Annotated in this window: 17 protein-coding genes; 16 read left to right on the forward strand and 1 reads right to left on the reverse strand. The window is 33.7% G+C overall.

What is annotated here, in order from left to right; all coding sequences use genetic code 11:
• Positions 1–110 precede the first annotated feature (110 nt).
• From N4A40_02315 to N4A40_02390, 16 genes are all read left to right on the forward strand, one after another.
• Entirely contained in the window at positions 111–1,304 is a 1,194-nt protein-coding gene (locus N4A40_02315) for a phosphoglycerate kinase (protein MCT4660668.1), read from the forward strand.
• 12 nt (positions 1,305–1,316) lie between these two features.
• On the forward strand, positions 1,317–2,063 hold the full coding sequence (gene tpiA, locus N4A40_02320; protein MCT4660669.1) for a triose-phosphate isomerase: 747 nt from the start codon (positions 1,317–1,319) through the stop codon (positions 2,061–2,063).
• Between the two features lie 14 nt (positions 2,064–2,077).
• On the forward strand, positions 2,078–3,616 hold the full coding sequence (gene gpmI, locus N4A40_02325; protein ID MCT4660670.1) for a 2,3-bisphosphoglycerate-independent phosphoglycerate mutase: 1,539 nt from the start codon (positions 2,078–2,080) through the stop codon (positions 3,614–3,616).
• Positions 3,617–3,664: 48 nt separating this feature from the next.
• Complete coding sequence (eno, locus tag N4A40_02330) at positions 3,665–4,954, forward strand: phosphopyruvate hydratase (GenBank protein MCT4660671.1); 1,290 nt, start codon at positions 3,665–3,667, stop codon at positions 4,952–4,954.
• Between the two features lie 104 nt (positions 4,955–5,058).
• Positions 5,059–5,289: a preprotein translocase subunit SecG gene (gene secG, locus N4A40_02335; GenBank protein MCT4660672.1), complete on the forward strand. Its 231-nt coding sequence runs from the start codon at positions 5,059–5,061 to the stop codon at positions 5,287–5,289.
• A 25-nt stretch (positions 5,290–5,314) separates the two neighbouring features.
• On the forward strand, positions 5,315–7,309 hold the full coding sequence (locus N4A40_02340) for a sodium-translocating pyrophosphatase (protein ID MCT4660673.1): 1,995 nt from the start codon (positions 5,315–5,317) through the stop codon (positions 7,307–7,309).
• Between the two features lie 194 nt (positions 7,310–7,503).
• Positions 7,504–8,274 carry an alpha/beta hydrolase gene (locus N4A40_02345; GenBank protein MCT4660674.1) on the forward strand — a complete coding sequence of 257 codons (771 nt, stop codon included), beginning with the start codon at positions 7,504–7,506 and terminating at the stop codon, positions 8,272–8,274.
• Between the two features lie 27 nt (positions 8,275–8,301).
• On the forward strand, positions 8,302–9,945 hold the full coding sequence (locus N4A40_02350; GenBank protein MCT4660675.1) for a UDP-N-acetylmuramoyl-tripeptide--D-alanyl-D-alanine ligase: 1,644 nt from the start codon (positions 8,302–8,304) through the stop codon (positions 9,943–9,945).
• Between the two features lie 24 nt (positions 9,946–9,969).
• A complete protein-coding gene (locus tag N4A40_02355) occupies positions 9,970–11,148 on the forward strand; it encodes a D-alanine--D-alanine ligase (GenBank protein ID MCT4660676.1) in 1,179 nt (392 codons plus the stop codon).
• 105 nt (positions 11,149–11,253) lie between these two features.
• Entirely contained in the window at positions 11,254–13,377 is a 2,124-nt protein-coding gene (gene rnr / locus N4A40_02360; protein MCT4660677.1) for a ribonuclease R, read from the forward strand.
• Positions 13,378–13,543: 166 nt separating this feature from the next.
• Complete coding sequence (locus N4A40_02365; protein MCT4660678.1) at positions 13,544–14,737, forward strand: dicarboxylate/amino acid:cation symporter; 1,194 nt, start codon at positions 13,544–13,546, stop codon at positions 14,735–14,737.
• 112 nt (positions 14,738–14,849) lie between these two features.
• Positions 14,850–15,752 carry a YitT family protein gene (locus N4A40_02370; protein MCT4660679.1) on the forward strand — a complete coding sequence of 301 codons (903 nt, stop codon included), beginning with the start codon at positions 14,850–14,852 and terminating at the stop codon, positions 15,750–15,752.
• Between the two features lies 1 nt (position 15,753).
• Positions 15,754–16,206 (forward strand): YaiI/YqxD family protein, encoded by a 453-nt coding sequence (locus tag N4A40_02375; protein MCT4660680.1) that lies wholly within the window; start codon positions 15,754–15,756, stop codon positions 16,204–16,206.
• A 42-nt stretch (positions 16,207–16,248) separates the two neighbouring features.
• Positions 16,249–18,048: an oligoendopeptidase F gene (gene pepF / locus N4A40_02380; protein ID MCT4660681.1), complete on the forward strand. Its 1,800-nt coding sequence runs from the start codon at positions 16,249–16,251 to the stop codon at positions 18,046–18,048.
• A 127-nt stretch (positions 18,049–18,175) separates the two neighbouring features.
• On the forward strand, positions 18,176–18,847 hold the full coding sequence (locus N4A40_02385) for a TetR/AcrR family transcriptional regulator (GenBank protein ID MCT4660682.1): 672 nt from the start codon (positions 18,176–18,178) through the stop codon (positions 18,845–18,847).
• A 110-nt stretch (positions 18,848–18,957) separates the two neighbouring features.
• Positions 18,958–20,328 carry an NAD(P)/FAD-dependent oxidoreductase gene (locus N4A40_02390; protein MCT4660683.1) on the forward strand — a complete coding sequence of 457 codons (1,371 nt, stop codon included), beginning with the start codon at positions 18,958–18,960 and terminating at the stop codon, positions 20,326–20,328.
• Between the two features lie 89 nt (positions 20,329–20,417).
• Here the strand turns inward: N4A40_02390 and N4A40_02395 are convergent, their stop codons facing one another.
• Positions 20,418–21,635, reverse strand: a complete 1,218-nt coding sequence (locus tag N4A40_02395; protein MCT4660684.1) for a dicarboxylate/amino acid:cation symporter — start codon at positions 21,633–21,635, stop codon at positions 20,418–20,420.
• Between the last annotated feature and the right edge of the window lie 111 nt (positions 21,636–21,746).

Below are 21,746 nucleotides of genomic sequence, written 5' to 3' on the forward strand. Positions count from 1 at the left end.
GTATCTGAATAGCTTTTTTTATAGTTTTAAAATCGAACGTTTAGATATATAATATAGAAGAGAGAAGTCTGAGGACTTCTATATGAAATGTAAGTCGAGGAGGAACGTCAATGTTAAACAAAAAATCAGTTGAAAATCTTCAGGTAAAAGGAAAACGAGTTTTAGTAAGATGCGATTTCAATGTTCCTATGGATGGAGAGAGAAATATTACAAATGATGCTAGAATACAAGCGGCATTACCAACTATCAAATACTTGATTGATAATGAAGCAAAAGTAATTTTAATGTCTCATCTAGGAAGACCAAAAGGAGAAGCAAAGGCTGAATATAGCTTAGATAAGGTTGCTGCTAGATTAAGTGAAGTTTTAGGCAAAAGTGTAGTATTTGCTGATGATGATACAGTAGTTGGTGACAATGCGAAAAAAGCAGTTGAAGAAATGAATGCTGGCGATGTAGTGTTGTTACAAAATACTCGTTATAGAAAAGAAGAAACGAAGTGCGGAGAAGATTTTTCAAAAGAATTAGCAGAGCTTGCGGATCTTTATGTAAATGATGCATTTGGAACGGCACATAGAGCTCATGCATCTAATGTTGGTGTTTCAAACTTGTTGCCATCAGCAGTTGGATACTTAGTGAAGAAAGAATTAGATATAATGGGTAAAGCTATGGAAGCACCAGAGCGACCATTTGTAGCAATTTTAGGTGGTGCAAAAGTTTCTGATAAAATAGGTGTAATTGAAAATTTACTTGATAAAGTAGATACGCTTATTATCGGTGGTGGAATGGCTTATACATTCTTTGTTGCAAAAGGCTGGGAAGTGGGTAAATCACTTTTAGAAACAGATAAAGTAGAATTAGCAAAAACATTGATGGAGAAGGCAGAGGAAAAAGGCGTTAAACTATTACTACCTATGGATACTGTTGTAGCTAAAGAATTTAAAAATGATACAGAGTTCTTTACTGTAGAGTCTAATGAAATTCCTAGTGATATGGAAGGATTAGATATTGGTGAGAAAACAAGAGAAATATTTGCAGCGGCAGTAAGAGAAGCGAAAACTGTAATTTGGAATGGTCCTATGGGAGTTTTTGAAATGGAAAACTTTGCAAAAGGAACATTAGCAGTTGCAGATGCTATGGCTGATTCTGATGCAGTTACTATAATCGGTGGCGGAGATAGTGCGGCAGCTGTTGCTCAAACAGGATTATCAGAAAAAATGACACATATATCTACTGGTGGTGGAGCTTCACTTGAATTGTTCGAGGGAAAAGTATTACCAGGAATAGACGCAATTGATGAAAACTAAGGAGGCAGAATAATGAGAGTACCTTTTATTGCAGGAAATTGGAAAATGAATAATACTATAGAGCAGGGTGTTGAACTAGTTAAAAAGTTAATGCCTATAGCAGATGCTACTGATGTTCAAGTAGCAGTTTGCGTTCCGTTTTTGGGACTTAAAGAAATTGTAGAACTTACAAAAGATTCAAAACTTTTAGTGGGTGCGCAAAATATGCATTGGGAAGAAAATGGAGCATTTACAGGAGAAGTATCTCCAACTATGCTAAATGAAATTGGTGTTGAACTTGTAGTTTTGGGTCATTCGGAGAGAAGAGAGTACTTTGGAGAGACTAATGAAACTGTAAACAAAAAAGTTAAATCGGCATTGGCACATGGAATAAGACCTATACTTTGCTGTGGAGAATCATTAGAAACTAGAGAAGCTAATGAAGAAAAAAATTGGGTGAAAACTCAAATACTAGAAGGTGTTGAAGGAATATCAGAAGATGATATGACTAAGATTGTTATAGCATATGAACCAATTTGGGCTATCGGTACAGGTAAAACAGCTACTAGTGAACAAGCAAACGAAATGTGCGCGTTTATCAGAGAAACATTAAATGAAAAATATGGTTCAGAAGTGTCAGAAGAGGTTATAATACAATATGGTGGAAGTGTTAAACCTGCTAATGTTACAGAGATAATGAATCAAGAAGATATTGATGGAGCTTTGGTTGGTGGAGCTAGCTTGAAAGCTGATTCATTTACAGATATTATTAACTTTTAGGAAGGTTGTCTAATATGAAAAATAATTTTGTAGGATTAATGATTTTAGATGGTTGGGGAATAGGAAGAGACTATGAAGGTAATGCTGCTCTTAAAGCTAATACTCCAAACCTAGATGCTTTGCTAGAAAAGTACCCTCATGTGCCTATTGAAGCTAGTGGATTGCATGTAGGATTGCCAGATGGACAAATGGGTAATTCTGAAGTTGGACATATGAATTTAGGTGCGGGGAGAATTATATATCAATCATTAACTAAGATTACAAAAGAAATTGAAGATGGAGATTTCTTTGAAAAAAAAGAATTATTAGATGCAATAGAACATGCGAAGAAAAACAATTCGAAAGTACATCTTATGGGATTGATGTCTAAAGGTGGAGTTCACAGCCATATGAAGCATCTGTTTGGTTTACTTGAGCTTGGCAAAAAGAATAACTTCAATGATATGTATGTTCATGCTTTTATGGACGGTAGAGATGTTGATCCAAAGTCTGGACAAAATGATATTGCTGAATTAGTTAGTGAAATGAATGAAAAGAATATTGGACAGTTAGCTACAGTAATAGGCAGATATTATGCTATGGATCGAGATAATCGATGGGATAGAGTTGAAAGAGCCTATAAAGCTATGGTTAATGGAGATGGAATTGCTTCAAGTGATGCGGTTGTATCATTGAAGGATTCGTATTCAAAAGATATAACAGATGAGTTTATTAATCCAATTGTTATGCAAAATGAAAATAAACCTGTCGCTAAAATAGAAGATGGTGATTCAATTATTTTCTTCAATTTCAGACCGGATAGAGCTCGTCAAATCACGAGAGCTATAGTAGATGAAAATTTTGATGGTTTTGATCGTGGAGAAAAATTAAAGGATATTTATTTTGCTTGCATGACTCAATATGATAAAACTATAGAAAATGTGAATGTGGTTTATGGACCAGAGACTATAAATAATACGTTTGGTGAATATATTAGCCAAAAGGGTTTGAAGCAACTTAGAATAGCAGAAACAGAAAAGTATGCTCATGTTACATTTTTCTTCAATGGTGGAGTAGAAGAGCCGAATGAAGGTGAAGACCGCGAGCTAATTAGTTCTCCAAAGGTTGCTACTTATGATTTACAACCTGAGATGAGCGCTATAGAAGTCAAAGAGAAAGCTGTTAATCTAATTAAGTCAGAAAAATATGATACAATGGTATTGAATTTTGCTAATCCAGACATGGTAGGTCATACTGGAATAATGGAGGCTGCTATGAAAGCGATTGAGACTGTAGATTCTTGTGTTAAAGAAGTAGTAGAGGCAGTTGAATCTATTGGTGGTAAATTGATAATTACAGCAGATCATGGAAATTTAGAGCAGATGCTTGATTTTGAGACTGGTGATCCAATGACAGCTCATACTACAAACCCAGTTCATTGTTTAGTACTTGGAGCTGGCGATGTGAAACTTAGAAATGATGGTAAACTAGCAGATATTGCGCCAACTTTATTTGATATGATGGACATTGAAAAACCTAGTGAAATGACAGGAGAATCTTTGATAATCAAGTAGAGATGGATTGTATATAAATAACCTTGAGATTAAAAGGAGGATTTTAAGATGAGTGTAATAGTAGATGTGTGGGCAAGAGAGATATTAGATTCAAGAGGTAATCCAACTGTAGAAGTAGAGGTAGTAACGGAGAGTGGATCTGTAGGTAGAGCAGCGGTTCCTTCAGGAGCATCAACAGGTGCATTTGAAGCTGTTGAACTTAGAGATGGAGATAAAGGAAGATATTTAGGTAAAGGAGTTCAAAAGGCAGTTGATAACGTAAATGAAGTAATATCAACTGAACTAGTTGGTTGGGATGTTAGAGATCAAGCTGGTATAGATCAAATGCTTATAGAACTTGATGATACAGATAATAAAGCTAAGCTTGGAGCTAATGCTATGTTAGGTGTTTCATTAGCAGTGGCAAAAGCGGCAGCAGATTATTCGGGTTTAGAGCTTTATCAATATATTGGCGGTTGTAACGCAAAACAATTACCAGTGCCTATGATGAACATATTAAATGGTGGAGAACATGCAGATAATAATGTAGATATCCAAGAATTTATGGTAATGCCTGTTGGAGCAGAAAGTTTTAAAGAAGCTCTAAGAATGTGCGCTGAAGTATTCCATTCTTTAAAATCGGTACTTAAATCTAAAGGTTTGAATACGGCAGTTGGTGACGAGGGTGGTTTTGCACCAAATCTTGAATCTAACGAAGAAGCTTTGAAAATAATCGTAGAAGCAATTAAAGCAGCTGGTTATAAGCCAGGTGACGATATTAGAATAGCAATGGATCCAGCATCAACGGAATTTTATGATGTTGATAAGAAAAAATATGTATTAGCAGGTGAAGGCAGAGAACTTACATCAGAAGAGATGGTAAATTACTATGCAGAACTTTGCGAAAAATACCCAATTATATCTATTGAAGATGGATTAGCTGAAGAAGACTGGGATGGATTTAAGTTATTTACTGAAAAATTAGGAGACAAACTTCAGATTGTTGGGGACGACTTATTTGTTACAAATACTAAACGTTTGGCAAAAGGAATTGATCTTGGAATAGCTAATTCGATATTGATTAAATTGAATCAGATAGGAACACTTACTGAGACTTTAGATGCTATAGAAATGGCTAAAAGAGCAGGTTATACAGCAGTTGTTTCACATAGATCTGGAGAGACTGAAGATACGACTATTGCTGATTTGGTTGTTGCAACTAATGCAGGTCAGATAAAAACTGGTGCACCATCAAGAACTGATCGTGTTGCAAAATACAATCAATTATTAAGAATAGAAGAAGGTTTGGGTACTATATCTGAATACAAAGGATTGGAAACATTCTATAACTTGAAATAATTTCTAAAAAAGAGAACCAATGGTTCTCTTTTTTTATTGATTCTATACTACTCATGTGATAAAATGTAGTGTAAGATTGTGTGAACAAATAGGAGGTGAAAGACATGAAAACGGCTTTGATCGTCATACTTGTAATCGTTAGTTTAATATTAATAGCAAGTATACTATTACAACAAGGTAAATCAGCTGGGCTATCTGGTAGTATTGCTGGAGGAGCTGAAAGCATTTGGGGTAAGAATAAGGGACGTAGCTATGAAGCAGTTCTTGAAAAACTTACAACAATATCAGCAGCAATCTTTATCTTGGCATCATTGGCACTAGCTGCCGTACAATAAAACTGAATAATTTAGGGGGAATATCATGTATTACTTAGTAGCACCCATAGTGGGTATTATAGCACTTTTATTTTCTTTGTATAAGGCAAAGGTTATCGGAAACACTAGTTCTGGAAACGATCGCATGAAGGAGATTGCATCGTATATTCAAGAAGGTGCGATGGCATTTTTAGAGAGACAATACAAAACTCTTTCGATTTTTGTAGTATTACTTTTTGTAATATTAAATTTTGCCATAAACACTAGAACTGCAATTGCGTTTTTGGTAGGAGCTTGTTTCTCAGCATTAGCAGGATTCATTGGTATGAAAGTTGCGACAAAAGCCAATGTGAAAACTGCAAATGCAGCTAAAGAAGGCGGTATGAACAAAGCACTTAACATTGCGTTTTCGGGCGGAACGGTAATGGGAATGTGCGTTGTTGGTCTAGGACTATTAGGAGTTGGTTCACTTTTATATGTATATACAAAAGGATCGACAACTTTGACTGTAGAAGAATATTCTAAAGTAGCTAGCTGGATTACTGGATTTGCACTAGGTGCATCTTCAATAGCATTATTTGGACGTGTTGGTGGTGGTATTTACACTAAAGCAGCAGACGTTGGAGCTGACTTAGTAGGTAAAGTTGAAGCAGGAATACCAGAAGACGATCCAAGAAACCCTGCAGTTATCGCTGACAACGTTGGAGATAATGTAGGTGACGTAGCAGGTATGGGAGCTGACTTATTTGAGTCTTATGTAGGATCAATTATATCAGCTATTACATTAGGACTATTAGCATTTGGATTAAATGGAGCATTTTTCCCATTGATATTGGCATCTGTTGGTGTTATATCTTCAATTATTGGAACAATGTTTGTTCGTGGAAAAGATGGTTCAAATCCTCAAAAAGCATTAAACATGGGAACTATGATAAGTGCTATAATAACAGTTATAGCAGCTTATGCTTTAAGTACACAATTGTTACAAGATACTAAGCCATTCTTCGCTGTAGTGACAGGTTTAATTGTTGGTTTGGTTGTAGCAAAAATTACAGAGTACTATACGTCAACAGAATACAAGCCAGTTAAAGACATTGCAAGAGAATCTGAAACTGGTGCGTCAACAAATATTATTGCTGGTTTATCAGTAGGTATGGGATCGACTGCATTACCAATATTAGTAATATCAGGTGGAATTATTGTTGCATTTAATGTAGCTGAATTATATGGTATCGCACTTGCAGCTGTAGGTATGTTATCAACAGCTGGTATGACAATTGCAGTAGATGCTTATGGTCCAATTGCTGACAATGCAGGTGGTATCGCTGAGATGGCTCAATTGCCACCAGAGGTAAGAAAAGTTACTGATACACTTGATGCTGTTGGTAACACAACTGCAGCTATTGGTAAAGGTTTTGCTATTGGTTCAGCAGCACTTACATCATTGGCATTATTTGTTTCTTATACGCAAGCAGTTCAATTAGCTTCAATCGACTTAATTAAACCAACAGTAATAGTTGGATTGTTAATCGGTGGTATGTTACCATTCTTGTTCTCATCTATTACAATGAGTGCAGTTGGTAAAGCAGCTAATGAAATGATTGAAGAAGTTAGACGTCAATTTAGAGAAATTCCAGGTTTGATGGAAGGAACAGCAACACCAGAATATAAAAAATGTGTTGAAATCAGTACAACGGCAGCACTTAAGCAAATGGTTATTCCAGGAATATTAGCAGTAACAGCACCAGTTGCTACTGGTTTGATACTTGGAAAAGAGGCATTAGGTGGTTTATTAGCAGGAGCGCTAGTAACAGGAGTATTGACAGCAATTTACATGGCAAATGCTGGTGGAGCATGGGATAATGCGAAAAAGTATATTGAAGAAGGAAGTCATGGTGGTAAAGGTAGTGATGCACACAAGGCAGCAGTTGTTGGAGATACAGTAGGAGATCCATTCAAGGATACATCTGGTCCATCAATTAATATATTAATCAAATTGATGACAATTGTAGCATTAGTATTCGCACCATTATTCATCTAATTTTTATAGAAATTTTGAGCGGGAATTCCCGCTCTTTTTTTGTTGGCTAGAATATTATGTGAAAAATAATTTCATTAATAAAATACTAAGTAAAAAGTGTATGATTGTAGCTTTATTCTCGTTTTATTGCTTCAATATATAGCAAAGAGCATCTATATTTGGTATAATCTAATAGGACGTAAGGAGAGAAGGAAATGATAATACAAGTAGATAAAATGAACATTCACTACATAGAAAGAGGTAGCGGAGATGAGATAGTGCTGTTTTTGCATGGTTGGGGGGCAAATGTAGATACTATGATTCCGGCTATGAAAACGATTGAGGAAAAATATAGGACAATAGCTGTTGATTTGCCTGGATTTGGTCAAAGTGATAAGCCAAAGAGTGTTTGGGATGCATTTGATTATGGTGAATTTGTCATAAATTTTATGGATGCGCTTTCGCTAAATAAAGTTACTTTAGTAGGACATTCTCATGGTGGAAGGACATCAATAGTAGTTGGATCTAAAAATAAAGAGAGAGTTTCAAAAATGGTATTGATTGATAGTGCTGGAATACCATCTAAAAAAAGTTTAAAATATCATTTGAAAGTATTTGGATTCAAATGTTTGAAAAGACTTTATAAGTTGATGTTTTTTTGGAAAAATTCAGAGGATACTATGGAAACTTTTTATAAAAAATTTGGATCTGATGATTATAGAAATGCCGATGGTATAATGAGAAAAATAATGGTTGCTGTGCTTGGAAATAATCTTACGGATTATTTGAGCGAAATTGAATGTTCAACGCTGCTGATTTGGGGAGAAAATGATGATGCAACTCCACTATATATGGGTAAATTAATGGAGTCTAGAATAAAAGATAGTGGTTTGGTTGTGTTAAAAGATGCAGGTCATTTTTCATATATTGACCAATATGCTCAATTTGATGCGGTTATGAAACACTTTTTTGAGATATCTAGATAAATCAACTAAAATGTAAGAGGTGTTAAAATGATAAATGTGTTAGAGAAGTATTACTATATTGCGATGTTTGGAATTATTTTGATTTGGATGTATCCACAATTTAAAAGGTTGACGTACTTTTTTCACATGCTACAGCTAAATGAATATGATCAAGGAAACTATATCAATTGGAATAAAGAACATTTTTCGACTAAAGTTTTTACTATTAGAGAAGCGATTTTGGCTCTTCTATTTAGTTTGTTAATTTTTGTTGGGATTAAAATGCCTGGAATTGAAGTAACGGTAGGGGCTGAAATTATATTTATAGCCTATCTGTTAATTGCAGATTATACTAGAAAAAAACCAGAAGTAAGAAAACCGTTGGTATATACTATGAGAATGAAACGACTTGTTGCAAGTAGTTTTGTTTGGAATGTGATTTTATTTTTGATGCTTGGATATAGTTTTCAAAATAAATATTTTATAGAGAAGGATATATCATTGATTGGAATTCTAGGTATAATATATATATTAGCTCCAATTATAGTTTATTTGTCAAATTTATCTATGAAACCAGTGGAAAAAATGATTGCAAAACATTATTTCGATATGGCTCATGAAAAAGTTAGATCGTTTCCAGAATTAAGAATAGTTGGGATTACTGGTAGTTATGGTAAAACTAGTACAAAATTTATTACAGGAACAATATTAGCTAGCAAGTATGAAACATTGGTTACACCGAGTAGCTATAATACGCCTATGGGACTTAGTAAAGTAATAAATAATGACTTGGATGAAAGATATGAAGTTTTTGTAGCTGAAATGGGAGCTAGAAAAATAGGGGAAATTGAAGAGGTTGCAGAGCTTTGTAATCCTAAAATTGGTATACTTACATCAGTTGGACCTGCACATTTAGAGACTTTTGGAAATTTGGAAAACATAGCTAAAACAAAATATGAGCTAATAGAATCATTGCCAGCAGACGGTATAGCAATATTTAACTATGACAATGAGTATACGAGAAAATTGGCAGACAAGACATACAAAGAAAAATTGACATATGGAATAGATAGTGATGATGCAGATTTGTATGCAACTGATATAAAAGTTACGGAGACAGGATCGAGCTTTATGATGGCTGATAAATTTGGAAATAAAGTACAATGCCATACTAGGCTTCTAGGAAAGCATAATATATTGAATTTATTGGCAGGAGCTTGTGCAGGTCTTGCTATGGGTATGTCACTTGTCGAAATTGCAAAAGGTATAGAAAAAGTGCAACCAGTTGAACACAGACTTCAGCTTATAAATAGTGGTAATGGAGTGTTGGTTATTGATGATGCTTTTAATTCGAATCCTCATGGTGCAAGAGCTGCACTAGAGGTTTTAGATGAGTTTACAACAGGAAGTAAGATAATAGTTACACCAGGGATGATAGAACTTGGTGAATTTGGAGAAGAAGAAAATAGAAAATTTGGCGAAGTGATTGCGGGTGTTTGTGACACGGTAATATTGGTGGGAAAAAATCAAACTAAACCGATACAAAATGGCCTTAAAATAGCAAACTTTGATGAAGAAAATTTATATATAGTTAATTCACTGAGTGAGGCTACTGAGATTATAGGGAAAATAGTACGTGTTGGTGATGTGGTATTGTTTGAAAATGATTTGCCAGATACTTTTGCAGAATAATATAGACTAGAGAGGGTGGAAAAAATGAAAAAGAAAATCGGTGTTTTTTTTGGCGGAAAGAGCGTAGAGCATGAGGTGTCAGTAATTACGGGTCATCAAGTAATGGAAAACATAGATCACGAATTATATGATGTAGTACCAGTTTTTATAGATAAAGATGGTAAATGGTATACGGGAGACTCTCTTAAAGATTTCAATAATTTTAAAAATAGAAAATTAGAAAACTTAATAGAGGTTACAATGAATCCTGTTTATGGAGATTACAATTTGTATACTCATCATAACAAGATGAAGAGAATCGGAAAAAATTATTCTGAAAGATTAGATGTTATTTTCCCGGCTATGCATGGGACAAATGGTGAAGATGGATCACTTATGGGATTATTTGAACTTATAGGAATTCCTTATGTAGGGTGTGGAGTTATGGCATCAGCAGTAGGAATGGACAAAATCGTTATGAAGTCAGTATTTAAAGCGGAGAATCTACCTATAGTAAATTATGCATGGTTTTATAGACAACGATGGGAGCAAGATAGCGAGAAAATTATTGCGGATATAGAAACGAATATAGGATATCCTGTAGTTGTTAAACCAGCGAATCTAGGATCTAGTATAGGAATAAGTAAGGCAAGCAATCGAGAAGAACTTTTAGAATCAATTAAAGTTGCTATTTGTTATGACAGAAAAATAATAGTTGAAGAGGCAGTTCAAAACTTAAGAGAGATAAATTGTGCAGTTATGGGATATGAAGACCAAGTTAAGGCTTCTCTTTGCGAAGAACCAATAGGTTGGGAAGAAATACAAACATTTGCAGACAAATATATGTCAGGTAGCAAGGGAACAAAGGCTGGGACAAAAGATGGTGGAGCAGATAATCATCAAATTCCAGCAAATTTGCCAGGAGATATGAGCAGTGAGATTCAAAGACTTGCAAAAGAAGCATTCATAGCATTAGATTGTGCAGGGAATGCTCGAATTGATTTTATGATTGGTGATAACAAGGATATCTATGTAAATGAAATAAATACATTACCTGGTTCTCTTTCATTTCATATTTGGAAGGCTTCAGGTCTTGAATTTAAACCAATGCTTACAGAGATGGTTGAGATGGCTATAAAGATTAGCAGTGAAAAGCATGGAAATATGTATACTTATGATGTTGACTTGTACAATAATATGGGTAAAAAATCAACAACTAAGTAATTGAAAATAAATTAATAATATAGAAAGGAGCTCAGTTTGATTGGCATGCTTTATAGGATATGCTTGTAGTATTTGGGCTCCTTTTTAAAATTCGGAGAGGTGTATATGAATATAAAAGAGGTATTAGTAGGATTGATGAGAGAAAAAGGGTACAGGCCATTAAAAAAACAAGAATTGGCCAAGATATTTGATATCAATAAGTACCAGAGAAAAGATTTTTACAAGTTGATTGATCAAATGGAAAAAGAAGGATATATATTAAAATCTACAAATGACAAATATGGTTTACCTGAGAATATGGGTTATATTAAGGGCAAGGTTCAAATGAGCGACATGGGCTATGCTTTTTTGATACCAGAAGATAAAAATTTAAAAGATTTATTTATAGGAAAAGAAGCTACAAAATCGTCTATGGATGGAGATACTGTACTTGCTATGGTAATTCGTGAAGCTACAGAAGATAAACGAGCTGAAGGGAAAATAATAAAAATATTAGAAAGAGCAAATAAAACAATAGTTGGTAAGTTTCAGCAAAATACTAACTTTGGATTTGTAGTTCCTGAGAGCAAAAAACTAAAGCAAGATATTTATGTAGCAAATAAGAAAAATCGTGGTGCTAAAAATAACCAAGTAGTGGTTGTTGAGATTGAAAAGTGGCCTGAAGAGGGACGAAAACCTGAGGGAAGAATAGTTCAGATTCTTGGATATATGAGTGAGCCGGGAGTAGATGTAGAAGCAATAATAAAGCAATTTAATTTGCCAGAAGATTTTCCAAAGGAAGTACACAAGGAATCAAAAAAAGTTGAAGAAGTTATTTCGGAAGATGAAATTAAGCGTAGACTAGATCTAAGATCTAAGAAAATTTTTACAATAGATGGTAAGGATGCTAAGGATTTAGATGATGCTATATCTATTGAGAAACTTGAAGATGGAAATTATTTATTAGGAGTGCATATAGCAGATGTTACACACTATGTTAAAGAGAGAAGCGCTTTAGATGTAGAAGCTTTAAATCGAGGAACTAGTATTTACTTAGTTGATAGAGTAATACCTATGCTTCCAAAAAAATTGTCAAATGGGGTATGCTCTCTAAATCCAAATGTAGATAGATTGACATTATCTGTTCTTATGACTATTACACCACAGGGAAAGGTTGTTTCACATGATATAAAGGAAACAATTATATGCTCTGTAGAACGATTAAATTATACTGATATATCAAATCTACTAGAGAATGATGATGAACAGCTTAAAATGAGATATGATAACATTTTAGAGGATCTGTATACAGCAGAGAAGTTAGCAGCGATACTTAGATCAAAGAGAGAGCAAAGAGGAGCTATCGATTTTGATTTTGATGAAGCAAAGGTAATACTTGATGAGAGAGGAAAAGTTGCGAGTATAGATAAATACGATAGACGAGTTGCAAATAGAATGATAGAAGAATTTATGCTAGTTTGTAATGAAACTGTATCAGAAGCAATGTTCTGGACTGAGACGCCGTTTTTATACAGAATTCATGAAGATCCTGATGATGAGAGAATGAATGTATTTATAAGATTTATAAATAATTTTGGATACACAATAAAAGGGATTGAAGATGGTGAGATACATCCAAAAGAATTACAGAAAATACTTGATCAAGTAAAAGGAAAGCGTGAAGAGGCTGTAATAAATACTTTGATGCTTAGATCGCTGAAAAAGGCAAGGTATAGTTCGGTTCCAGAAGGTCATTTTGGATTATCGGCAGAGTATTATAGTCATTTTACATCACCTATAAGAAGGTATCCAGATCTTCAGATCCATAGAATAATAAAAGAATTTATTAATGCAGAGCTTAATACTAAGAGAGATTTTCACTATCGTGGAATACTACCTAAGGTTGCAGAGCAAAGTTCTACTATGGAGAGAAGAGCAGAAGAAGCAGAGCGTGAGAGTGTAAAGATGAAGATGGCAGAGTATATGAAATCTCATATTGGAGAAGAGTATGAAGGTATAATATCAGGAGTTACTTCATTTGGATTATTTGTAGAATTAGATAATACTATAGAAGGTTTGGTACATGTAAACAAAATGCCAGGTTATTATGTATTTGATGAAGTCGAATTTGCATTGTATGATGAAAATAGTGGAAAAGAATATAAATTAGGCGATACAATAAGAATAAGAGTAGCTGGAGCGGATGTTACTAAAAGAGAGATTGATTTTGTAATCGTTGAAAGCGAATAGATAATTTTTGAAATAGCAGTTTTATGCTGCTATTTTTTTGTACAAAAACAGCAGGAAAGCCTTTTCTTTTTATTAATTTCACAAAAAGTATTGCAAAATGTTAATAAAATGTGTATAATAACAAAAAACACTTGTCGACGCAGAGAAGACAAAAGGGAGGAACAAGATGAAAAAAATAGGGCTACTGCCGAGACTGATAATCGGCATTATAATGGGTATAGCTATTGGACTTTTATCAGCGCAAGCTGGAAGATTTGAAGTGGTGAGAATATTATCCACATTTAGTAGTATATTTGGCAATTTTCTTAAATTTATTATTCCATTTATTATTGTAGGATTTGTTGCACCGGGTATAGCTGACTTGGGAAATAAGGCAGGTAAATTATTGGGTATTACAGCTGTGTTTGCCTATGTTTCTGCAGTATTAGCAGGACTTATGGCATTTTTTGTTGGAAGTACTATTTTACCGAACTTTATCAAAATTGGTGAAGAAGCCGCTGGAAATGGAGCAGATGTATCTGCATTTTTCACTATTGAAATGCCACCAGCTATGGGAGTTATGACAGCTCTTGTAACAGCATTTGTTATAGGATTAGGTATGGCGGTTCTTAAGGAAAAGAATTTACTTGGAGTTATAAAGGATTTTCAATCTATAGTTATGCTAGTTGTAAACAATGTATTGATTCCATGTATACCAATTTATATAGCTGGTGTATTTGCTAAATTGTCAGCTACAGGTAAGATATTTGATACTATTAAAGGATTTTCGTCAGTATTTGCAATGATACTTATATTACAGGTGGTGTATTTGATAATTCAATATACATTGGCTTGGGCTATAACTGGTAAGAATCCGGTAAAAGCAATAAAAAATTTATTACCAGCATATTTTACAGCACTTGGAACACAATCTTCAGCAGCAACTATTCCTGTTTCATTAGAGGCATCTAGAAAAAATGGAGTAGATGATGATATCGTAGATTTTGTTGTACCACTTTGTGCAACTATTCACTTGGCTGGTGACACTATAACATTAGTACTTGGAGCTATGGGTATAATGATGGTATCTGGAACTGTGCCAGGCTTGCAAGAAATAGTTCCATATATATTGATGCTTGGAGTTACAATGGTTGCAGCTCCGGGGATACCAGGTGGTGGAGTTTATGCAGCGTTAGGTCTTTTAGAAAATATGCTTGGCTTTGCAGGACCACAACAAGCACTTATGATTGCACTTCACTTCTCGCAAGATAGTTTTGGAACAGCGACTAATGTTACAGGTGATGGAGCAATTGCTATAATAATGAATTATGTAAATTCAAAAATGAATGCAAAGAGTGAAAAAGTTAAAAAAACTGCATAAATAAAGAGTTGATTAAAAAAGAGATGCTGAGCATCTCTTTTTTAATTTTTAAATTTTTGTCATTATTTATTTTTGATAAAAGGGTTTCCTAGTCCAGTTAGTACATGATAAGATGATTGTGTATGGCAATATGACTTATGAAGAGGTGATTGATATGGACAAAAAAGAGATTATCAAGAATTTAAAGGATTATGCAGTAATTACAGGTGGAATATTGATTATGGTTTTAGGATTAAGTTTCTTTTTAGAACCATCAGAATTGGCAGTTGGAGGAGTTTTTGGTTTCGCAATGCTTGTTAATAAAATGATACCTAGTATCCAAACTGGAGATGCGATGCTTATAATGAATATAGTTCTATTTATAGTTGCATTTATAGTAATAGGAAAAGAATTTGGTGCTAAAACTATATTTTCAAGCTTGCTCTTATCTTATTTGGTAAAAGTGACTGGAAATTTATTTCATGTAACACAACCGCTTACAGATGATATGTTTTTAAATTTATTTTTCGGAATATTGATACAAGGCATTGGAATGGCAATTATTTTTTATTATGGAGCTTCAACTGGCGGAACAGATATAGTTGCTAAGATTATAAACAAATTTACAAATATGAATATTGGAAAGGCATTATTATTGTCAGATTTTCTTATTGTGCTTGGTGCATGCTTTATATTTGGTCTTACAAAAGGATTGTACGCCTTACTTGGAGTTATAATGAATGCGGTAGTCATAGATAATATGATTGAAGGATTAGATATGAAAATTAATATATCTGTAGTGAGTTATAAATTGGATGAGGTACAGAAATTTATAATAGATGATTTAGAGAGAGGTGCCACATTGTATGAAGCAAAAGGTGCTTATACAGGATCTCCTAAATTTGTATTACATGCAGTTATGAGTAGAAAAGAATTTATAGCACTTAGACATCATATAAAAAAAGTAGATCCAGACGCTTTTGTAATAGCTCACAATGTTAGAGAAGTAATGGGAGAAGGGTTTATGGGAAATTAATATGAAAATATATATAGATGCAGATGGATGCCCAGTTGTTCGCGAAAGTGTAGAAATTGCTAAAAAGTATGGTTTAGAAATAGTATTAGTAAGTAACATCAGTCATGAGTGGAAAGAAAATTATGCAACTATAGTACAGGTTGGAAAGGGAAGAGATATGGCTGATTTTGAAATAGTATCTCGGATTAGTCAAGGTGATATATTGATTACACAAGACTATGGATTGGCAGCTATGGCTCTTGGAAAAACAAAGTATGTTTTACATCAAGATGGCTGGAGATACACAAATGATAATATGGATAAATTACTCATGATGCGTCATGTTTCTGCAAAAGAAAGACGAAAAGGAGCAAGAACTAAAGGCCCTAAAAAGAGAACTAAGATGCAAAATGAGGTATTTTATTCAAATTTGGACGAAATCATCAAGAAACATTTGAATGAAGCTAATAATTAGAGTAAAATGAGTATAAAAATCTAAGCTATTTAGGAGGATGAAATGTCAAAACTTAAAAGTAGAGAAGAAATAGAAGAAATATATAAATGGGATTTGAGTTCTCTTTATGAAAATGATGAACTGTGGGAAAAATCTTATGTAAATGTTCAAAGTGCAATTAAAAATATTCAAGAATATAAGGGTAATTTGTTTGATTCTAGTAATGTTTTTAAACAAGCTATAGAATTAGAGTTAGAACTAAGCAGGAATGTTTCTAGATTATTTACTTACGCGAAAATGAAACAAGATGAAAATACTCAAATAGCAGATTATCAAGCGATGACTGCTAGAGCTGAGAGTTTGTCGTTTGAGGTTGAAGAAGCTACTGCTTTTATGACAACTGAATTACTAGCTAATGAATACTCAGTGATTGAAGAATATATGAATGAAGACCCTGAGTTAAAATTATATGAGAAGTATTTTAAAGATTTATTTAAGAAAAAAGTTCATATATTGTCTGAATCAGAAGAAAAGCTGTTGGCACAAATGGGAGAAGTTGGATCCGTTGCTCAAAATGCATTTGGAATGCTAAACAATGCTGATCTTAAATTTCCTATAGTAGAAGATTCAAATGGAGAAAAAATACAATTATCTCATGGAAATTTTGTTCCAACATTAGAATCAAGCGACAGGTTGCTTAGAAAAAATGCATTTGAGGCATACTACAAGGTTTATGAAGATCACAAAAATGTATATGCAGCTATGTTAAGTGGTAATGTAAAAAAGGATATTTTCTATTCTAAAGCAAGAAGATTTGATACTGCAAGACAGGCAGCACTTTTTGAAAATGATATACCAGAGAGTGTTTATGACCATTTGATAGAAGCTGTACATAAAAAGCTTCCTGCAATGCACAAGTACATGGATATTAGGAAAAGGGCACTAAAAGTCGAGGAGTTACATATGTACGATATATATACTCCGATAGTAGAAAACACTAAAATAGAAGTTTCGTATGAAGACGCAAAAGATTTGGCTCTAAAGGCACTGAAACCCTTAGGTGATAGATATATAGATGTAGTTGAAAAAAGTTTTTCAGATAAATGGATAGATGTTTATGAGAACAAGGGAAAAAGAAGTGGTGCTTACTCGTGGGGAAGTTATGATAGCAAGCCGTATATGCTTTTGAATTATCATAACACATTGGATAATGCATTTACTTTAGTGCACGAAATGGGACATTCGTTGCATAGTTATCTTACACGAAAAAATCAGCCATACGTATATGGAAATTATAGTATATTTGTTGCAGAAGTTGCATCTACTACAAATGAAGCTTTACTCAATCATTATCTTATCAAGAATGAAGAGAATCCAAAAAAGAAATTATTTATATTAAATCATTATTTAGAACAGTTTAGAGGAACAATTTATAGACAAACTATGTTTGCAGAATTTGAAAGAGATATACACACAATGGTTGAAAATGGAGAAGCTTTGACAGAAGAGTTATTGAGTAATCACTATATTGAGCTTAATAAAAAATATTATGGAAATGAAATGATAAGTGATGAGTCAATTAGATTGGAATGGGCGAGAATACCGCATTTTTATTATAATTTTTATGTTTATCAATATGCTACTGGATTTTCAGCAGCGATTGCATTATCTCAGCGAATAATTGAAGAGGGCGAAGCGGCAGTTGCTGATTATTTAGAATTTCTAAAGGCTGGAAGTTCTCAAAGTCCAATAGATATTTTGAAAAAAGCAGGAGCAGATATGCTTTCAAGTGAACCAGTAGAAAATGCATTAAACCTATTTTCTGATTTGGTAGACGAATTCGAAAGGCTACTTTTTCAATAAAAAAGCTAAATTAACACAGGTTTTGGTAGGAATGTTTTAATTTACACCTTCAAGAAAAATAATATTTTTCCTTTAATTATTGTTGGGTATTAATAAAGTGTGATATTATTAATATGGAGGGAGAGCTATGGCAGAAAAAGATCAACACAGAATTAAAATCAAAAGAAAGTTTATTGACATTACTAATGACATAATTATGAGTAACGGTATTGAAGCAGTATCAATTAGGAAGATAGCGGCACTTGCAAAGTACAATAGCGCAACTATATATTTGTACTTTGACAATCTTAATCACCTATTGTTTCTATCTTCATTGTCGGGAACTCGAGAATATGTTACAGCATTAACTGAGATTGGAAATAAAGAAGGAGATTCGCTAGGGAAATTGATTGAGATTTGGAACTGTTTTGTTCACTACTCATTCCAAAAGCCTAAGATTTTTTCAACTATATTTTTCAATGATACTGAGGGCAAGGCTGGTCAATATATGCAAGAGTATTATGAGTTATATCCAGAAGAGGTATCAGCTGAGGATAGTCTAGCATATAAATTGATTTTTGACCATGACTTGAAGAAACGAGTTCATACTCTGACTAGCGAATGTGCGAAAGAAGGCTATTTCAAAGAGGAAGATTTAAATGATCTTTCTGAATTGCTATTGTTTGCATATAAGGGAATGTTAGAGAAAGTTATAAAGGGTAGTGTTAAAGTAGATGAAGCATTAGAGCAAAAAACAATGTATTATATAAAGAAAGTTTTGGAAGTCTATGCAGATGAATCTAAAAAGTTACCATTTTAAAAACGAGCATTAGCTCGTTTTTTATTTGCAATAATTTATATTGATGCCTTGACAAAACACGAACAATACTGATACAATTTGATTATACGTTCGTGATAGGAGGAGTTCAGATGGAATTGTTTGATGTTATAATAGTTGGAGCTGGTGCAGGTGGATTGTTCTCTGCATATGAGTTTGCCAATAGTGAAAAAGATTTAAATGTACTAATGCTTGAAAAAGGAAGAGCATTGGAGAAAAGAGTATGCCCGATAGATGGAGAAAAAATAAAATCATGTATAGGGTGCAAGCCTTGTAATATAATGAACGGATTTGGTGGAGCTGGAAGCTTGTCAGATGGCAAGTACAATATCACTAATAAATTTGGCGGAGAATTGTACAAATATGTTGGTGAAAAAAAAGCAATAGAATTAATGGAATATGTTGATAGTGTACTATGTAAAATGGGTGGTGCAGAGGCAAAACTATATTCTACAGCTTCAAGTGACCTCAAAAATAGAGCACTCAAAAATGATTTGCATTTATTAGATGCTAGAGTGCGCCATTTAGGAACGGACAGAAACCTAGATATACTAGGAAATATATATGAAAATATAAAAAATGAAATAGATATAAGATTTAATACAGATGTAATTAGCATAGAGAAAGAGAGCGAATTGTTTGTAATAAAAACTGATAAAGGCGATTTTAAGGCTAAAAAAGTAATATTGGCAACAGGAAGATCTGGATCAAAATGGATGTCTAAGATATCAGAGCAAATGGGAATAGATACTCGAAGTAATAGAGTAGATATTGGAGTTCGTGTAGAACTTCCAGCAGCTGTTTTTGAACATATAACAGATGAGGTATATGAAAGTAAAATAGTGTATAGAACTCAGAAATATGGAGATTTAGTTAGAACATTTTGCATGAATCCTAGAGGCGAGGTTGTAAATGAGAATACAAATGGAATCATAACTGTAAATGGTCATAGTTATGCAAATCCAGAACTTCATACAGAAAACACGAACTTTGCACTTCTTGTTTCAAATCATTTTACTGAGCCTTTTAAAGATAGCAATGGATATGGAGAATCGATAGCTAGACTTAGTAATATGTTAGGCGGAGGGGTATTAGTTCAAAGATTTGGTGATTTGATAAAAGGACGAAGGACAAATGAGCATAGAATGTCACAGAGTTTTACTAGACCTACATTAAAGGCAACGCCTGGAGATTTGAGTTTGGTAATGCCAAAAAGACAATTAGATGATATCATAGAAATGATTTATGCTTTAGATAAGATTGCTCCAGGAACGGCAAATGAAGATACCTTGATTTACGGAGTTGAAGTCAAGTTTTATAACTCAAAAATAGTAGTGGATGAGAATTTAGAGACAAAGATAGAAGGACTTTATGCCATAGGTGATGGCTCTGGAGTAACACATTCACTGTCACAAGCATCAGCGAGTGGAGTGTATGTTGCTAGAAAACTAATTAACAATTAAAAGAGATCTTATGATTTTATCATTGTAAATAAAAAAGCTTAGCTAAAATAGATAATTAATTCTATTTTAGCTAAGCTTTTCATTTTTATTTATTCTTTTGAAAATCTATCAACAATGACAGCACATGAAGCATCACCAGTGATGTTTACAGCTGTACGAATCATATCGAAAATTCTATCAACTCCAAAAAGTAGTGGTAATCCTATAATTGGTATATCGGCAGCCATCAAGACAGCAACAACCAAAAGTGAAGGACCAGGTACTCCAGCTTGTCCGATTGAACCTAAAGTTGCGGTTACAATAATTGCAATATAGCTTGCAGCTGTTAATTCGACATCAAACATTTGGGCAAAAAATAAAGCTGCTAATGCGTAATAAATAGCATTTCCATCCATATTTATAGTTGCACCTAGAGGTAAAACGAAAGATGCAGTTTCAGGTGAAACATCTAAATCATTCTCACATACATCTAGTGTTACAGGAAGTGTACCCATAGAAGATGCTGTTGAAAATGCAATTAATTGAGCTTTAGCTATAGACTTGATAAATTTAAATGGATTTAACTTAGAGAAACATTTTATCATAACAGGATAGAATATAAACGTATGAATGAATACTCCGATCAAATAAACTCCAACTAGGCCTAATAGCTTGGCGAAAACTGGCCATCCGAAAGTAGCTATTGCATCAGCAACTAGAGCTAATACTCCAATAGGAGCTATATACATTACTTTTTCAACCATCCATATCAATGCTTCGGTTATTGAGTTAAGACCAAAGATTAAACTATCCTTCTTTTTAGCTTCTAAAGAGGCCACTCCAAATCCAAAAAATAGACAGAAAAACAAGATTTGAAGTAAAAAGCCCTTCGAAAGAGCATCAAATGGATTTTCAGGGATGAATCCTTGAATAGTAGCCCAAAAACCAGCAGTGCCACCGCGATCTGCGTATTCATTGGAAAATGAGGAGGTAAGATTTCCCAAGTCGAGTCCAGAGCCGATGTTAAATATAGAACCTAATGCCAGACCAATGGATACTGCAACTACAGTAGTTAGCATATAATATGCAAATGTTGAAATACCAATTTTACCAGCTGATTTTGTATTTCCAAGCGATGCTGCTCCTGCAATTATTGAAACAGATACAAGTGGAACTACAAGCATTTTGATTAGACTCATAAATAAGCCGCCTAAAGGTGCTACAAGATGAACTTGTTCTGGGAAAAAGTATCCCATAAGAGCTCCGGTAATCATAGCAAATATGATTATAAAGCCAAGGTGTTTAAAATAAAAATTTTGTTGCTTCATAAAAATTCTCCTCCTAAAATTAAAAATTGATGAAATTAATGAAAACTTAATTTTTTCGTGTTAGCATTATCGTATTGTATTCATTTTATTTGTCACTATTAAAGTATAAAT

It is taken from the genome of Tissierellales bacterium (assembly GCA_025210965.1).
In the GTDB taxonomy this organism is placed as follows: Bacteria; Bacillota; Clostridia; order Tissierellales; family JAOAQY01; genus JAOAQY01.